The sequence below is a fragment of the Paenibacillus sp. LC231 genome, assembly GCF_001860525.1.
GTDB lineage: Bacteria > Bacillota > Bacilli > Paenibacillales > Paenibacillaceae > Paenibacillus_AQ.
Map to the genome: position 1 here is coordinate 191,653 of NZ_JFOM01000006.1, position 17,093 is coordinate 208,745.

The following is a 17,093-nucleotide window of genomic DNA, read 5'->3' on the forward strand; positions in this document are numbered from 1 at the left end:
GCCTTTATCATCCATGGATATACTGGTTTTTTCCGCGGATATCCGCTTGAATATAGGAAATAAACGAATGGACTTGCGCAGGTCTCGCTTCTTGTCTCTTGGTGCATACCCGAATAGGGTGCGGGAAAGTTACGCCTGACACTTTAACCTTGCCAAGTTCGCCCGAAGCCAGTTCTTTCTTGATAGAAAGGGCAGGAACTAATGCAGCCCCGTATCCCGCTTTTACTGCTTCAATGGATTCCTTCAACCCCTCTATCGTTATGGAACAGCGAGGTTCGCGTGCATTCGATGACTCCATCAACGACCATAACTGTTTTCGCGTGTAACTTCCTTCTTCCCTCAGCACAAAGGGTTCCTCCATAAGCTCAAGGAATGTCACTTCTTTATCGGCTAGTCGATGAAGGGCAGGCACAGCAAAAATTAATTCATCTTCCAGAATTGTAAAGGACTCGATCTCTTCCGCTTCAATGGGCCAGCTGCCGCATACGATGGAGATATGCACCGAATCGTCCTGTAACCGCTGCAGCGCGGTTCGGGAATTTCCTTTCAGCAGCTGCACATCCATCCTTGGATGCTCCTGCTTATACCCAACCAGCCATCCGGGCAGCAAAGCGCTCTCGGGCAGCTCCGTAGCGCATATTCGCAAACTTCCTTGCTGACCGGATTTGATGGCCTCCATCATCTCTTCCATCTCGGCTTCCATCGCAAATAATCGCTGGGAATGCCTGGCCAAGGCAATGCCTGCTTCAGTCAATTGAATATTGCGTCCGTTAGCCTCAATCAATTTCATGCCGAGCTCCCGCTCCAAATTGCGGATTTGGGCCGTAACGGCTGGTTGACTTAACAGCAGATTGCCCGCCGATCTCGTAATGCTTCCCGTTTTGGAGACATCATTAAAAATGCGTAGTGCATGAAGATTCATAGGTCATCCCTCGATTCTTGATCTATTCACCTGGTCAATCTGTTGCGATCATTTAGATCGTTTATATCCTAAATGAAGTGCATTTGTAAACTGCTGAATCGAATATATGACACATTGAGGGAAGTGCTCTGAATATAAGGAGCTCTGACTTCTTGGTGATCCGAGTTCGTAATCAGCATGATGATCCGTTTTCATGATTTTTCATGGTCCTGCAACCTTTTATCATTTCTCCCGTCTATAGTGGTGCAGCAAGTACATTTTACCAATTCATGATATGACTTAGCTGAATCCTAGCGTCCTAGGATAATCTACATTTGGAGGATACCTACCATGAAAAAAATCTACAAAGTACTAGCAACCGCTACGGTTCTCGCAATGGCGGCACTGCCAATAGCAGCGAATGCACAGGCCGTCCCTCCTGCTACAGCCCATAAGGGACAAGGCAACATCGCGAATCAGGTGAAGAAAAGCGTTCCTGGAACGATGGGTTACATAACGGAGTTCGTCAATGACAAATCAGGCACATGGATTACCGTAACCGGCCGCGGCTTGGCAGCAACCGATCAACAAGAAATCAAGCTCTCGATTTCCAAAGATACTAAAATCATGGATGCCAAAGGCAACCAAGTCCAGCTCCAAACGATCGTGAATAAAAACAAAGCGATAAAAGCTTTCTATAACCCAAATATAACAAAGAGCCTGCCCGCTCAAGGCTCGGCTCTTACGATCATTGTACAGGATGACGACCTCGCCGGTATTGATGGAACCATCTCGGAGGTAACCAAACAAGGCATTCTGGTGGAAGGAACCAATCTGTACAACGACAGCGAAGAGACCATGCTGCTTCATCTGGATCCAAGAGCAAAAATCATCGATCAAAACGGCAGCGCACTGAAAGTAAGCGACCTGGAAGCCGGCATGAGTATTCGCGCTTTCTATGGACCTTACGTGGCGTTAAGCATGCCGCCTCAATCCTCAACGAATTATATACGGGTCAACACGAATGCCGAGAATAACGATCAGGAGCAAGCAGCCGGCATTGACGGCATCCTTACAGAAATGAAGGATGGAAGAATAAGCGTTTCCGGTAAACCAGCTAAAGCAGGTGACCTCGAATACGTCGTGCTCGCTGTTGATGGCGACACAAAGATTGTAGATGCCGGGGGCAAATCGTTAACGGCTGAAGCCTTAAAATCGGGTCTGCGAATCGAAGCTGAATACGTGTCCGTGATTTACCCTGCACTGCCGCATGCAGATAAGATCGTGGTCTCCGACACCTCAGCGCCCAAAGTCGAAGGCACAATAACTACATCCGAACGCACGTCAAAGGATCAACTGTATATCAATGTAGGCTCAGATCAATCCACCGACAACGACATCATCATCAACATCTCCAAGGATACTCAAGTGATTGGATTGAATCCCAACGAGAAGCTGGAACCCGGCATGAATATCGTGGTCTTCCACTCCCCTATCATGACCATGTCCATTCCAGCAATCACATCCGCTGAAGTGATAATGGTTCAAGCCGACAACTAAGCTGTTGTTCTGACTGCTTACCGCAGCTAAAATAAACCACAAAAAACACCATCATACTCAGGATTCCTGAATACGATGGTGTTTTAATGTAGTAAGATATTTATCGTTACGAACTATTCCTCAAATTCCACGTTGTGATATACCTGCTGAACATCCTCGAGGTCTTCCAATGCATCGATAAGCTTCTCGAACTGGGCAACGCCATCTTCCGGTAAGGTGACAAAATTCTGAGCCAGCATCGTAAGCTCGGCAACGGTGAATTCCGTAATACCAGCGGCTTTGAATGCTTCCTGAACCGCATGGAACTGGTCGGGTTCAGCATATACGATCACGGCTTCTTCCTCCTCCAGGATGTCACGGACATCCAGGTCGGCTTCGAGCAGCAGATCCATGACTTCCTCAGCCGACTTACCCTCGACGCCGATGACTGCGGTTGGATCAAACATATAAGACACTGATCCGCTGACGCCCATATTGCCGCCGTTCTTATTAAAGGCAGAACGTACAGCAGGCGCCGTACGATTGACGTTGTTGGTTAAAGCGTCAACAATGATCATCGAACCGTTCGGACCAAAGCCTTCATAGCGAAGCTCTTCATAATTCTCATCCCCGCTGCCCTTGGCCTTATCCAAGGCACGGTCAATAATGGCTTTCGGCACATTGTATGTTTTGGCACGCTCAAGAACAACCTTCAGCGCACGGTTGGACTCGGGATCCGGTTCACCCTTCTTGGCTGCCACATAAATTTCGACACCAAATTTCGCATATACGCGACTTGTATTTGCATCCTTGGATGCTTTTTTCTCTTTAATATTATTCCATTTACGGCCCATATATTTCCGCTCACTTTCATTATTGAATCTGTAGCCGGTATTCAATAAATACCCTCGTCCATTATATATCTATTAAGTCCCTTGAACAAGGTTAAGAGCGTATATCCGGAAAATAGACAAATACCCGTAACCATCAATCAGTGCTGTTCACCGACAAGTAAGATCACCTTTCCCCTACCATGACCCGTTTCAACAAGGCGATGCGCTTCCTGCGCCTCGTGCAGCGGAAACACCTCTCGAATATGAATCCGAATGAAACCCTCCATATACAAATCCACCAACTCTTGCAGTCTAGCTGCCGTTCTCGTGCCGCTTAACACGGGTATACCCAGCTCTACAGCAGCTTCGTCCGACACCATCGTGCGGATACGCTCCTTATTGTTCACAAGCTGGGCAGAAGCCCTTAATGCCTCGGGGCCGGCTGCATCAACTGCAGCATCGATTCCTTGCGGCGTGATTCTGCGGACCCTTTCCACAAGCCCAGCGCCATATGCAACCGGTATAACGCCGATGGACCGCAAATATTCATGATTGCTTTCACTTGCGGTTCCAATGACAGCTGCTGCGCCCCAGGCCTTTGCCAACTGGCATGCAAAGGTACCAAACCCGCCTGCCGCGGCATGGATGAGTACGGTGTCCCCTTCCTCAATCACAACAGACTTCAGTGCCATATGTGCCCCCTGTCCATTACCGGAGAACCCCCCGGCTACTTCCCAAGGCATGCGTTCGGGTTTGATTACAATCTGATCCGCATCCACCACGATATATTCAGCGTAACTATGGAGCAGTGAGAATCCAAGCACCTCCATGCCCACTGCAAATTGGTTGACGCCTTCTCCGACCTGATCGATCACGCCGGCGAACTCATTGCCGGGAATCATCGGGAAACGCTGTTGGCGAGCATATCCTATCGTTCCTTCACGCAGCCCGCAATCAAAAGGCAGCACACCGGCTGTCTTCACGCGAACCCGAACAGTACCCGGTCCTGCCTGCGGCTGCTTTATTTCCGTTAATTTTAAAACCTCAGGTGGACCGAATGAAGTAATGGCCATAGCTTTCATTTGCAACATCTCCTCTTTTCGTAATGCTTATTAAAAAATGAACTAAAAAGCGCCGCTACAACTGCAATCATGATCATCAGCATGAAGTATATATTGCTAAAGACATACGCACTCAGATCGTGGATCAACGGGTTCCACGCCTGTGCGGCTTCCAGATCCACCATGGTTCCGTAAAGGCTGGCAAATATCGCTCCCGCCACGAAATTCAACATCGACAATATGCCCATTCCCACTCCACTTTGTTCATGCGGCAGTGTCAATGATATGGATTTGGATAGTGCAATCGACATAAATGCTTGCCCGACACCGCCCAGGATCAGGAACAATGCAATCCATACCGGCGAAGCCCCCGTAAATGAAGATAATAAAAGGAAACAGAGCAGAAATAAACTTACGGCTATGTGGAACAGATATGAAGTACCTTTACGGTCCGCCATCCTGCCTCCGGGTTTGCTGAGTAATGCGGTAGCAATTGCTGCTGGCACCATAACGTATCCCGTCAAGCCCAGCCTCAATTGGTGAACTTGTGTCAACAGCGTCGGCGTCAGGAACACAAGAGAATATCCTATGCCTGTTGCTGCAAAAGCAATCACCAAGCCAAGCGTGTAGCGAACGTTTTGGAATAGCCCCGGGTTTATAAAAGGAGCAGCCGCTTTCCGGATTCTCCAAATGAAACAAGTCAATAGCAGGACAAAACTGATCAGGGTCAATGCTGTTGGATTCGTAATGGAGAGCAGCAGACTAGCTACAGCTCCGGCTAGCAGACTGCAACCGAGCCAATCCATTTGGGCCGTGCCAACTCTTTCATCATGTAAGTATTTGTAGTAGAAAGGCAAAGTCAACAGAATGAGTACCGGCATGCAAAACAACACGCGCCAATGGACAATGCTTACAAGCATTGCCGCTAAGGCTGGACCAGCTGCACTACCGATAGCGCCGCCTGTCATCGATATCCCTAATGCTCTTCCCCTATGTTTCGGAGGAAAATAGCGCACGGGGATGATGCCGGATATCGCCGGTATGACGGAAGATCCTGCAGCCTGCAGCATCCTTCCGAAAATGAGCATTCCGTAAACCTGAGACAGCATCCCGATAACCGAGCCGATAATAAAGGTGGTAAATCCGATGGAAATCAAGATTTTCAGCTTGTAACGATCGGCAAGCTTTCCGTAGATAACACTTCCCATAGCGAATACAAGCAAATACGATGTCGTTACCCAGCTGACTTCGGCCATGCTCAGCCCAAACTCTCGCCTAATTTCTGGGAGCACGATATTAAACATTGTTGCATTCATAACCGATATGGCAAGAGTAAATGCCAGGATGCTGATTAATGCTTCGCTTGATGATTTCCTTCTCCCAATCTCCATAAAATGTCCCTTCTTTCCGGATTTTAAAAGGGAGACCCTATGACGTGTGTGTACCGATGTACAAATCTCATAAGGGATTGTTTTCCTTTCGTTGTTTATTTTATAATGGGTTCGAAATAAACAGAAATATATAAAATGCTATATAGATCATATACTGGAGTATATAGGGGGACGAAGGATGGAACTTCTGCAGCTGCGTTATTTTCAAACCGTAGCCCGAACGGAACACATGACGAAAGCAGCTCAAGAGCTTCATATTGCACAGCCTGCGTTAAGCAAAACCATATCCAGGTTGGAAGCGGATGTCGGAGTTCCATTGTTTGATCGTCATGGCGGGAGAATCCGATTGAATACATTTGGGAAGCTCTATTTGGATAAAGTTGAACGTGCACTTCATTTGCTGGAGGAGGGCCAGAAAGAAATCAATGAACTTGCCGGACTTCAGCATGGCAGTATTCATCTGGCAACCTCAACCCTGGATCCGTTATCCGAACCGCTGAGTCAGTTTCTGGCGGAGCACCCTGACGTGAATTTTCAAATATCCCAGGTCGGAACGGATGACATGATGAAGATGATGGAAATGGGGCAGGTCGATTTATGCTTTACTTCGATGGCGATGGAGCAACCCCTGTTATCTCAAGTGACCGTGCTTCGCGAGGATGTGTATTTGGCTGTACCCCAAGGGCACAGGCTCGCTGACCGTACGTCCATTAACTTGGATGAATTGAAGGACGAAGCCTTTATCGGCTACAAGGAAGATTTTATATTCCAGCAAATGAACGATAAATTCTTTCAGGAGGCTGGAATTACGCCCAGATATGTATGCCGGGTTGACGAACCTCCGGCTATTGCAAGTCTGGTTCGTGCCGGTCTTGGTGTTGCCCTCTTCGGATGTTCTCATGTCCAAGACGCCAAGCTTAAGCTTCTGCCCATTGCGAAGCCCGAATGCAAACGGCACTATCGGCTTATCTGGCATGAGAAGCACTATTTATCCTTAGCGGCTCGTCAGTTCCGTGACGACGTCATTCAGTACTTCTCGAATAAATCGTAATAAACAGCCAGATTCCAAACCTTATACAATTTCGTCTATTGAAAGCACTTCCTGCTCATGAACAAATGCGGGAAGTGTTTTTTATTGCGAGAGAATGTAGATGAAACAAAAAAATGATTGATTATTTATAGACAGAATATTATTATGTCTATGTAATAAACAACAAAATGCACATGCGTTTGTTTGTTTTTACGCTATCCGATCTGTAAAGTACAGATCTCGAAAGGAGACTCTTTATTTTGCTTAACAACCCCTATGTTCGAACGATTGTCTTGTCACGCGTTCTCTTGAATCTTGGCATTTGGGTTCGTAATTTTGCCATTCTTCTATACGTTACCGACTTGACGGACAATAATCCTATGTATGTATCCCTCATATCCGTAGCCGAATTTGCGCCGATTTTCTTGTTTGCCTTCATCGGCGGTACTTTTGCAGACCGCTGGCGACCTAAGCGTACCATGGTCAGTTCTGATGGTTTGTCTGCGATATCGATATTTCTCGTGCTGATTGCCGTTCATAACGGATCGTGGCAGGCATTACTGGTACTTACGTTCTTCTCAGCCGTCCTGTCCCAATTCTCTCAGCCTTCAGCGATGAAGCTGTTTAAACAGCATGTCCCCGCTGAACAGCTGCAATCCGTGATGGCCATGTTTCAATCGATGGTTGCCTTCTTTACGGTGATCGGCCCGATCGCCGGTGCATTTGTATATCAAACGTTCGGCATTGAAGTATCGCTGGTCGCAACAGGAGCGTTATTCCTGGGCTCTGGATTAATTCTGACTTTGCTGCCCCGTGATATGCAGGAAGAGACACAATCCAAGCAGCAGAACCTGAAACAAGAGCTTATCGAAGGCCTTCGCTATGTATGGAATAATCATACGCTCCGAACCCTTGCCGCGACCTTCGCCGCAGCTGGCTTGGCAGCGGGACTTATTCAGCCGCTCGCGATATTTGTGACGATTGAGAACCTCGGTCGGGATAAGTCATTCTTGCAATGGCTGTTAACGGTCAATGGAGCGGCGATGCTCGTCGGAGGAAGCTTCGTCATGGCATTTGCCAAGAAAATCCCCCCTCAAACCTTACTAGCTCTCGGTCTGAGCGTTAGTGCCGTCGGGACCCTTGGCATTGGCTGGTCAACCAGCGTCATCTTTACGATGCTGCTTCTAGTGATTAACGGATTCTTTTATCCCACCATCCACATTGGAATCAACACCATGATCCTAAACAATACGGAAGGGCCATATATTGGTCGGGTCGGCGGCGCCCTAACCCCGATTTATATGGGAATGATGGTGCTGGGCATGTCGATCGGGGGATTGCTCAAAGACCAGCTGTCCCTGTTCACCGTTTATGCGGCTAGCACACTCTTGTTCCTGACCGGTTCGGCGCTGCTGCTCCCATTGTTTAAAAAGAAAAAGAGCACGGCCGGCGTATTGGAGCAATGAACAACAAAAAAGAGCCGCCTCACATTACAAGAGGCGGCTCGTACTCAGCTAGAGACCGTGTAGCAACTGGCGGTCATGTCGTCTTATTGTTTCAGGCTCGGATGATCCAGGCTTTGAATGCCTTCCCTTCTTTTAGCGTTGAACGCTTGACCCATGCTCTGCACGTCATCTCCTGAACCGCTTCCAGCGCATCATATCGGTTCCGCAAGTAACTGTAAGCTATATGGATCAGTGTTTCCTTATGTTCCATAATGGCCTGGTAAAAATCGGTCTCATCATCCGTTTTCGTCAGTACCACCTTTTTCATCTCTGCTTGAGAGCCCATCATGATCTCCTAAAGTGCTATAAACCAACAAACCGAAGCTCTTCTCTAGAAGAACTCCGGCTTGTTGATAATTGAGTATCATTATGCGTGAAATTGTTGTCCGTCCAATACTTCCTTCACATAGCCGGCGCGAATAACAAAGTCACCGAAATGCTCGCCTTGCTCGCGTTCTTGTGCATATTGCTTCATGAGGGGACGAAGGGAGTCCAAAATCTCGGCCTCTCCGATGTTCTCCTTATACAGCTTGTTCAGCCGGTGTCCGGAGAAACCACCACCCAGGTACATGTTATATTTGCCAGGCGCCTTTCCGATAAATGCGATTTCAGCCAGCATCGGTCTGGCGCACCCATTCGGGCACCCAGTCATTCGAATGACGATATCCTCTTCGCGAAGTCCGTTCTCTTCCAGGATCACATCGATTTTATCCAATAACGTCGGCAGATATCGCTCGGATTCGGCCATAGCCAATCCACATGTCGGTAAAGCTACGCATGCCATGGAATTTCGTCTCAGGGCAGAATAATGATTACCGTCCGTAAGTCCGTAATGCTTGATGAGGTCTTCAATCTTTTTCTTCTTATGGCTGCTGACATTGGCAATGATCAGATTCTGATTGGCCGTCAGACGGAAATCTCCATTATGGATTTGAGCGATTTCGCGCAGCCCTGTCATCAGCAGGTAATCGGATTCGTCTTTCACACGTCCGTTTTGGATGAACAGTGTAAAATGCCATTTGCCATTGCTGCCTTTAACCCAGCCGTAGCGGTCTCCGTTATGATCAAAATGGAACGGTTTTGCCTCCTCCAGCTTCCAGCCCAGACGGCTGGTCAGTTCGTTGACAAACCAGTCGATACCGCGATCATCAATCGTATATTTGAAACGAGCATGCTTGCGCACCGCGCGGTCTCCGTAATCCCGTTGAATCATCACCGTCTTCTCCGCCAAGTCAACGATTTGCTCGGGTTTGCAGAAACCAATGACTTTCGCCACTTGAGGATAGGTTAACGAATCACCGTGCGTCATCCCCATGCCACCGCCTACCGATACGTTAAAGCCCATTAATTGTCCATCCTCAATGATCGCAATGAAGCCAAGGTCTTGGGAAAATACATCAACATCATTGGATGGCGGCACGGCCATCCCGATCTTAAATTTCCGCGGCAGGTACACCGGGCCATAGATCGGCTCCTGCTCCTCTCCCTCTTGCAGGCTGTCTACGATCTTCTCGCCGTCCAGCCAAATCTCATGATACGCACGCGAGCGCGGATCGAGATGACTGCTAAGCATTCGTGCCCATTCGTATACCTCCGAATGAATTTCGGATTGATAGGGGTTCGGATTGCACATCACGTTACGGTTGACGTCGCCGCAAGCAGCCAATGTGCTAAGCATGGCATCATTCACTTCTTGAATGGTGCTCTTCATATTCCACTTCAATACGCCATGAAGCTGAAAGGATTGGCGTGTAGTCAAGCGAATCGTCCCGTTGGCATACTTTTGGGCTACACGGTCCATCATCAGCCATTGCTCCGGTGTCACGACGCCGCCAGCGGCGCGAACACGCAGCATGAACTGGTATGCGGGTTCCAGCTTTTGCTTATGCCGTTCGTTACGCAAATCCCGGTCATCCTGCATATAACTGCCGTGAAATTTCATCAGCCGGTTATCGTCTTCCGGAATCGACCCCGTTATGCGATCCTCTAAGGTCTCTACAAGACTGCCACGCAGATAGTTGCTTCGACGCTTGATGTCCTCAACATCACTATGCGGCGCACTATGGGGTGATACTAGATTATTATCAGACATGTTCCTTTTTCTCCTCTCGCAACCACAGGGGTGATCTTAATACACATCCCGCTGATAACGTTTCTGTTGCTGCATGAGCGTCAAATATTCCGCAGCTTCTTCCGGACTCATCCGGCCTTCTTGTTCGAGAATAGACCCCAACGCAGAATGCACATCATGAGCCATCTTCTTCTCATCGCCGCAGACATAGACGCAAGCTCCTTCTTGGAGCCACTGATATAGATCCTTGCTCTTCTCCAGCATGCGGTGCTGTACGTATACTTTTTTGTCCGTATCCCGTGAGAAAGCAACATCCATGCGCGTCAATACTCCATCCTTCAACCAACGCTGCCATTCAATCTGATAGAGGAAATCCGTCGAGAAATGCTGGTCTCCGTAGAACAACCATGATTTTCCTTCTGCCCCCGTCTCTTCCCGTTCTCCCAGAAAGGCTCTGAAAGGTGCCACGCCTGTACCGGGTCCGATCATAATGATCGGGGTGGCCGGATTCTCGGGCAGCTTAAAGTTCGGATTATGCTGAATGTATACAGGCAGCGTATCGCCCGCTTTCAGACGTTCCGCCAATTGCACGGAGCATACGCCGTAGCGGCGGCGGCCATGTGCTTCATAACGCACCGTTCGAACGGTAACATGAACTTCATCAGGGAAGGCTTTGGAGCTGCTGGCAATCGAGTACAATCGAGCAGGAATTTTGCGCAGTATGGATACAAAATCGCTTGCCGCCACTTGCTGCAGGCCATAATCCTGTACCAGATCAAGCAAATCCCGTTCCTCGATATAAGTGCGCAATTCTTGCTCATGACCTGGCTCCAGCAATGTCCGAAGTCCTTCATTCCCTGACATTTTAACCACTTGCTCGATCAGTGGTTTCGTGAGAACGGTAATTTCGTAGTGACGGAGCAAAGCATCCCGAAGAGCTCGCGCTTCACCTTGTTTATTAATAACGACCACTTCATCCGCATTCCATCCCATTGCAGCGATGAGGTCATCCACCAGCTGCGGATGGTTTTCCGGATAGACTCCTAAGCTGTCGCCCGGCTCATACTGCAGATTCGATCCTTCAAGAGAAATTTCGATGTGACGAGTTTCACGGTCGGATCCTCTTCCGTTCAAATTCAGGTTCTCGAGGATTTCCGCTTGAAATGGATTGCTTCTCGAAAATTCCGATTCCGTACTATCGCTCAGGGCTACCGCACTCCCATTTTCGACAACGGATGATCCCGCTCCAGCCTCATTCAACGATAGAAGAACCTGATTCATCCATTCAGCAGCCGACTCATCAAAGTCTACATCGCAATCGACTCTTGGCGCCAGCCGCTTACCGCCCAATTCCTCGAGCCGTTTGTCGAAATCTTTACCCGTTTGGCAGAAAAATTCATACGAGGTATCCCCCAGCGCCAGTACGGAATATTGAAGATGGTCTACCTGAGGTGCCCGCTTGCTGTGCAGAAATTCATAGAATGGTATAGCATTATCCGGCGGCTCTCCCTCTCCATGCGTACTGACGATTATCAGGAGATTCTGCAACTTCTTCAGGTTATTGGGTTTAAAATCGCTCATAGAAGACATCGTGACTTGCAGGCCAACCTCTTCCAGCTTCTTGGATAACTTTTTCGATAATCCATGACCATTGCCTGTCTGTGATCCGTACAGGACTGTGACTTCTTTAGTAGCCGTCGCCACCGGTGCCGATACAGCAGCTAACGTGTTCGCTTGTGGTGCTGCCGCAACTGCTGCTGCGGCTTCCGTTCCCTGTAATGCAGCGATGAATCCGCTGAGCCAGGTCCGCTGGGATTCTGTCAGTGTAGGCAGTAGGCGGTTCAGCAGTTCCACCTGCTCCTGATTAAAAGGACTGTTCATTACTTGAAGTTCCAACAATATCCACCTCTCAAAAGCGCACATTATTAATTCCTACTATTACGATACAATTAATTTTATTACTCCTCTGAACCTATCACAGCTTACCTGAACCGGTCAATTACAATGTTCTTATAGCATTTATCAGTTTTACTAATAAATCGATTTTCCGGGCTTTACTACAAGCGAAACCCAACCCTGTTTACGATAGAGAATATCGATATCTCCGAATGGCAATGATACCAAGTGATAAGGAGGAAGATTTCGGATGTTAAATCATGATTGCAATTTTACGCCGCTGAAAAACAAATTGAAGGAACAGCTCACAGATATTACAAGACAACTACAGCATATCATCGTCAATTTGGACCAGGACAGTTCATGTCTGCTGGGTGAGCTGGATCTTGTCAGAACAAAATTTTTAGAAGCTGAATCGATTTCTTCTACGTATTATCTCAATTGTTTTCTCTTCCCCTTCACCAGCAAATATCAAGAAATCGCGAAATCCATATATCATCTCAGTCAAAAAAAACGGGGTGCGCTCATTGTGATTCAACGGGAAGATGGGCTTGATTCGTTAATGACGCCAGGGATTCCCTTGTCTGCAGAAATCACAAGCCCCCTGCTTGAATCCATATTCGTTCCAGATAGCCCGCTGCACGATGGAGCGGTGCTTGTACGTAAAGAGATGATTATTTCCGCCGCGAACGTGTTGCCTTTAACAGCCAAAACGTATGGGGATCGTAAGCTTGGCACGCGTCACCGTGCAGCCATTGGCTTGTCCGAGATCAGCGATGCCCTGGTGCTCGTTGTATCGGAGGAGACGGGCAAGACCTCCTTCTGCATGGAGGGCACCCTCTATCCTTTATCCATCAGCAGCCCCTAATATTTTATGCTTGATCATAGAGCCTCCTAGATAGCAAATGAAGTGAAATCTTCCCTGAAGGCTGTCATCTTCAAACAAAGCACTCGATTCCAAACCATGCAAAAGAGCCGCAGATGCTGATTCTGCGGCTCTTTTTATGGATCATCCCATGACGGGATTTTATGCAAATGTATAGGTCCAGAAACGTTCCGTACCAAAGCGCTGCTCCACTTCCTTGGCCTTCATCTGTTTCTTGCCCAGCAGCTCCGCTGCCTGGAATTGAGAGCGATGGGCTTGAATGGAGTTCAGCTTCTGTACCATGAACATGGATACATCTTGATAAACATCCGGTTTACCCAATTCTTGCTCACAATTGTTGGAGAATGCCAGACATTGAACGACAGGTCTATCTCCGGCCGGCATCCGCTGAATCGTGCGAATTACGGCCGCGCCCGTTGCGTCATGGTCAGGGTGGACGCTATATCCAGGGTAGAACGTGAACACCAGCGATGGCTTTATCTCCTGAAGCAGAGCGGCAATCACGCTATCCAGCTTATTTTGATCCTCGAATTCAATCGTTTTATCATGGAAACCAAGCAATCTCAAATCCTGTATGCCTATTGCATTGCAGGATTCCTCCAGCTCTGCTTTGCGAATGGTTGGAAGCGTGATACGGTTCGCAAACGGTGGAATGCCCATATTACGGCCCATCTCCCCAAGCGTTAAGCAGGCATAGGTAACATGAGCGCCTTCCATAATATATTTAGCCAGCGTACCGGACAAACCAAATGCTTCATCATCCGGGTGCGGCAATACGACCAGTATGTTTTGCTCCATCAATCCTCGTCTCCTCTCTCTATTAAAAAGGCTCCCGGCTCAACTGCAAAGCGACAACCAGTTTGCCCTGACTGTCATGACCTGCCATAATCAGCCGATCGGTATCCGTCTGTTCGAAATGGGTGAGTCCTTCAGTATATACCCAGCCCTGACTCATTTTCAATCCAACCCGATAGGGCCCATTGCCGGATATCGAACCATGGCTGTAACGAATGATTGCATTCGTAATAAAGTTAGCCGCGGGATGCTTCGTGCTGTCATAATGGGCAGCATAAGCGCCTGTCGTCATCTCAAGATGAATATATAAATCCTGGTCCTTCAATTTATCAATCATTTGTTGTACTTCGGTTTGATTTATGAGTTCCATAGTTCCCTCCAATATAAAGAATCACAACATGTAAGCAGTCGATAGGATCATTCTATCATAATTTTAGAGCAGGACGAAAATACATAAACCAAGACGCATGATTTTATCTCGCAGTAAAAAGCGTGGCGTATTCCGGTTGTGCTGCATATGCATTAAGCTCATGCTCCGAAATAACCGTATAGCCTTCCTTGCGCAGCAGAGCCGTTGTCACGCCATAACCGGCTGTTTTCTCATTGGCAAATTCTCCATTATAAATCATGGCGCTTCCGCAGGAAGGACTGCTCTCTTTCAATACGATCAGCAAAGCTCCGAGCTCTTGCGCCATTCGAAGCGCTTGGTATGCACCTTTTATATACATCTCGGTCACGTCTTTTCCGGATAGCTCAACCACTCTAGCATGCCCTGCCAGTACATCATCTCCGTTTCCTCCAACGATCTCCGCCGGCTCCCGTGGAGTTGAGAATCCGCCAAGCAGTTCTGGACATACGGCCACGGCTTTCTTCGCTTCAACCAGCTGCTGAATATTCGTATCCAGGCTGTCCGTAGCGTTATAACGAACCTTCAAACCGGCTAAACATGAGCTTACAACAATCACAAAGGCCACCTCAAATCTCTCGTTCTTACCTACATACTGCTTACTACTGCCTAAGCCGTTTTCTCTCATTTTAGTATCAGGAATCGGAACTCAAATGTCAACGAAATGCATAGGGCACCGATCATATCCCTTATCTAACGTAACATGGGAGCAACCCTTTTGAGGAAGTGATTCATTAATAATGGCAAAGAAATCAATATCGGCGGATCATCCAGCCGGGGAACATGCAGAGTTACATGAAGATGCGGAGTCTTAGCGTTTGGGGTAACGATAATAGGTTCCTTCGAACGGGTACGCAGTGTGGTAGACTTCGGAAGCAAAAAATCGACCGCCTGCATGCCCCATGGGACCGAAGTAGCCATCAGATAATACGTTCCGGGACTGACATCGCCGAACCGAAACGAGCCGACGGAAGGTAACAAGGTTCCGTATAACGGAAGCCCTTCGGGAATCGGCTTGGCAAACAGCCCGATCAAGATGACGCCCTGAAATGGAGCCGTTGCCTCTACCGTGCCTTCAACTGTCAGATTGGGATTCTCGACCGGTATGGATTCACGCCAGCTGTTCAGTTTCTGTAGAGATAATAGATGCTCGTCCGCCTCCTCCTTCGAGTTCCGAAACTGGGAAGGGGTCACGCCTACTCTTTCCGTGAAGCGTGTCGTAAATGTACCCAGACTCTGCTGACCGATCTCCATGGCGATATCCCGGATACTCAGATGTGTATGTAAGAGCAAATCCTTCGCCTTCTCCAAACGAAGCGAGGACACGTAATATAATGGGGGCAGTCCGATTCGATCCTTAAATATACGTGAAAAATGATATGGGCTGTATCCTATGTAATCCGCCAGTGCCGATAACGGAAGGGGCTCATAAATATTGTTGTGAATATACGCGATTACCTCATCGATTTCAGCATATCGATCAGTCATCAGGTCTGCACCATCCTTCATTCCGGATATTATGTATGGGTCCAATCCAAAACGTTCGAAGAACAATTGTTCGCATTCATACTATCATATCCATCTAAAAAATGGAAGCTTTATATGTTAAAAATATCACCTTGCAAGTATAATCATTCACATAAAAAAAGCCGCGCTGCAAGCGCGGCTTTCTGACCATCAATCCAGGTCCGGAATATGAATCTCAACCTCTTTTTTGCTCTGGGAAGAACGCAAAATGCCGTCCAGAATCGCTTGATTCCGAAGCACCTGCTCTCCCGGGATCGGCGCCGGCTTGCCTTCGCGCACAGCGCTTACGAAATCCTTGATTTTCTCCTGAAATACGTTAAGCTCATGATGGACCAGCGGTATGGCGCTTTCGGTATGATGACCTTGGATATCATGGAACATGGAGATTGATCCTACCTTCCCGTCCCACACACCGCTCCAAGGGCCTGAACCTGCCGGTGTAATCTTCATGCCCGCATCCGTGCCCAGGAACATCGTCGCCCCCAGGGTATCCATATGCATAGCCCATGACGTTTTGAAGTTAAGCACAAGGTCTCCTTCGAATCGAATCATCGCTACGCCGAAATCCTCAACATTAAACGCACTGGATTCGGAGTGGTATTTGGGGTTTGTTCCAAAATAATTCGATGTATACGCGGATACCGTTAACGGCTTGGGATATCCAAGCGCGTTCAGGGCCATGTCCAAGGAATAACAGCCAATGTCCGCCATGGCGCCTGCCCCTGAAATCTCCTGCCGGACAAACGTTCCACCCGGCATTCCACGGCGGCGGCCGCCTCCGGTTTCCACATAATACACTTTTCCAAGCTCGCCCTTTTGAATCAGATTCTTAATGATGCCCATATTCGGATCATAACGCGGCTGGAAGCCGACGTTGAGCATATTTCCGGTTTTCTTCGAAATCTGAACCATCTCGATGGCTTCATCCAACGTGACCGACATCGGTTTCTCGAGCATTACGTGTTTGCCCGCTGACAGCGCATCAACCGTGGTGCTATAATGCGCAACGTTTGGCGTACAGATGCTCACGCCATCCAGGTCGAGATCCAACAATCTGCGGTGATCATCAAATCCGATCGCTCCCTGAAGTCCCCAGCGCTCAATAAATTGATCGGCTCTGCCGGGTAAAATATCAGCTACAGCGACAATCTGCACATCGTCGATTTGTTTATAATATTTTGCATGCTCCCCCGCAATGCCGCCGCTTCCAATAATTCCAATTCGAATGGTTTTGCTCATGGCTGATACTCCC

Annotated in this window: 16 protein-coding genes; 4 read left to right on the forward strand and 12 right to left on the reverse strand. The window is 48.2% G+C overall.

Translation table 11 applies throughout. The annotated features are described in order from the left end of the window. Positions 1-7 precede the first annotated feature (7 nt). Complete coding sequence (locus AK95_RS03750; protein WP_071218602.1) at positions 8-922, reverse strand: LysR family transcriptional regulator; 915 nt, start codon at positions 920-922, stop codon at positions 8-10. 330 nt (positions 923-1,252) lie between these two features. Here AK95_RS03750 and AK95_RS03755 point away from each other — a divergent pair, with 330 nt between their 5' ends. Continuing rightward, on the forward strand, positions 1,253-2,461 hold the full coding sequence (locus AK95_RS03755; protein ID WP_071218604.1) for a peptidase: 1,209 nt from the start codon (positions 1,253-1,255) through the stop codon (positions 2,459-2,461). Between the two features lie 113 nt (positions 2,462-2,574). On the opposite strand, the gene AK95_RS03760 is transcribed toward AK95_RS03755, so the two are convergent. The 3 genes from AK95_RS03760 to AK95_RS03770 all read right to left on the reverse strand — a co-directional run bounded on the left by AK95_RS03760 (position 2,575) and on the right by AK95_RS03770 (position 5,725). After that, positions 2,575-3,294 (reverse strand): YebC/PmpR family DNA-binding transcriptional regulator, encoded by a 720-nt coding sequence (locus tag AK95_RS03760; protein ID WP_071218688.1) that lies wholly within the window; start codon positions 3,292-3,294, stop codon positions 2,575-2,577. A 137-nt stretch (positions 3,295-3,431) separates the two neighbouring features. Continuing rightward, entirely contained in the window at positions 3,432-4,355 is a 924-nt protein-coding gene (locus tag AK95_RS03765; protein ID WP_071218606.1) for an NADP-dependent oxidoreductase, read from the reverse strand. Next, positions 4,352-5,725, reverse strand: a complete 1,374-nt coding sequence (locus AK95_RS03770; RefSeq protein ID WP_071218607.1) for an MFS transporter — start codon at positions 5,723-5,725, stop codon at positions 4,352-4,354. The genes AK95_RS03765 and AK95_RS03770 overlap by 4 nt, the downstream gene beginning before the upstream one ends. 178 nt (positions 5,726-5,903) lie before the next feature. Here AK95_RS03770 and AK95_RS03775 point away from each other — a divergent pair, with 178 nt between their 5' ends. Both AK95_RS03775 and AK95_RS03780 read left to right on the forward strand, forming a co-directional pair. Beyond that, the gene (locus tag AK95_RS03775; RefSeq protein WP_071218609.1) at positions 5,904-6,776 is read left to right on the forward strand and encodes a LysR family transcriptional regulator; all 873 of its coding nucleotides are present in this window, start codon (positions 5,904-5,906) and stop codon (positions 6,774-6,776) included. 239 nt (positions 6,777-7,015) lie between these two features. After that, a complete protein-coding gene (locus AK95_RS03780) occupies positions 7,016-8,221 on the forward strand; it encodes an MFS transporter (protein ID WP_201259347.1) in 1,206 nt (401 codons plus the stop codon). A 91-nt stretch (positions 8,222-8,312) separates the two neighbouring features. Here AK95_RS03780 and AK95_RS03785 read toward each other — a convergent pair whose 3' ends face one another. The 3 genes from AK95_RS03785 to AK95_RS03795 form a co-directional block, all read right to left on the reverse strand. Continuing rightward, positions 8,313-8,549, reverse strand: a complete 237-nt coding sequence (locus AK95_RS03785) for a sigma factor (protein WP_083397515.1) — start codon at positions 8,547-8,549, stop codon at positions 8,313-8,315. Between the two features lie 78 nt (positions 8,550-8,627). Beyond that, entirely contained in the window at positions 8,628-10,352 is a 1,725-nt protein-coding gene (gene cysI / locus AK95_RS03790) for an assimilatory sulfite reductase (NADPH) hemoprotein subunit (RefSeq protein WP_071218614.1), read from the reverse strand. Between the two features lie 36 nt (positions 10,353-10,388). Continuing rightward, positions 10,389-12,227: an assimilatory sulfite reductase (NADPH) flavoprotein subunit gene (locus AK95_RS03795; protein WP_071218615.1), complete on the reverse strand. Its 1,839-nt coding sequence runs from the start codon at positions 12,225-12,227 to the stop codon at positions 10,389-10,391. Positions 12,228-12,477: 250 nt separating this feature from the next. Between AK95_RS03795 and cdaS the strand changes: the two genes are divergently transcribed. Further along, positions 12,478-13,095, forward strand: coding sequence for a sporulation-specific diadenylate cyclase CdaS (cdaS, locus tag AK95_RS03800; protein WP_071218617.1), 618 nt, complete (start codon positions 12,478-12,480; stop codon positions 13,093-13,095). 159 nt (positions 13,096-13,254) lie between these two features. Here cdaS and bshB2 read toward each other — a convergent pair whose 3' ends face one another. The 5 genes from bshB2 to AK95_RS03825 form a co-directional block, all read right to left on the reverse strand. After that, positions 13,255-13,911 carry a bacillithiol biosynthesis deacetylase BshB2 gene (gene bshB2, locus AK95_RS03805; protein ID WP_071218618.1) on the reverse strand — a complete coding sequence of 219 codons (657 nt, stop codon included), beginning with the start codon at positions 13,909-13,911 and terminating at the stop codon, positions 13,255-13,257. 22 nt (positions 13,912-13,933) lie between these two features. Further along, positions 13,934-14,278 (reverse strand): YojF family protein, encoded by a 345-nt coding sequence (locus AK95_RS03810; RefSeq protein ID WP_071218620.1) that lies wholly within the window; start codon positions 14,276-14,278, stop codon positions 13,934-13,936. 103 nt (positions 14,279-14,381) lie between these two features. Beyond that, positions 14,382-14,873, reverse strand: a complete 492-nt coding sequence (locus tag AK95_RS03815; protein ID WP_071218622.1) for a 2-thiouracil desulfurase family protein — start codon at positions 14,871-14,873, stop codon at positions 14,382-14,384. A 134-nt stretch (positions 14,874-15,007) separates the two neighbouring features. Continuing rightward, entirely contained in the window at positions 15,008-15,802 is a 795-nt protein-coding gene (locus AK95_RS03820) for a helix-turn-helix transcriptional regulator (protein ID WP_071218623.1), read from the reverse strand. Positions 15,803-15,991: 189 nt separating this feature from the next. Further along, positions 15,992-17,080 carry a Gfo/Idh/MocA family protein gene (locus AK95_RS03825; RefSeq protein WP_071218625.1) on the reverse strand — a complete coding sequence of 363 codons (1,089 nt, stop codon included), beginning with the start codon at positions 17,078-17,080 and terminating at the stop codon, positions 15,992-15,994. Positions 17,081-17,093: the final 13 nt, after the last annotated feature.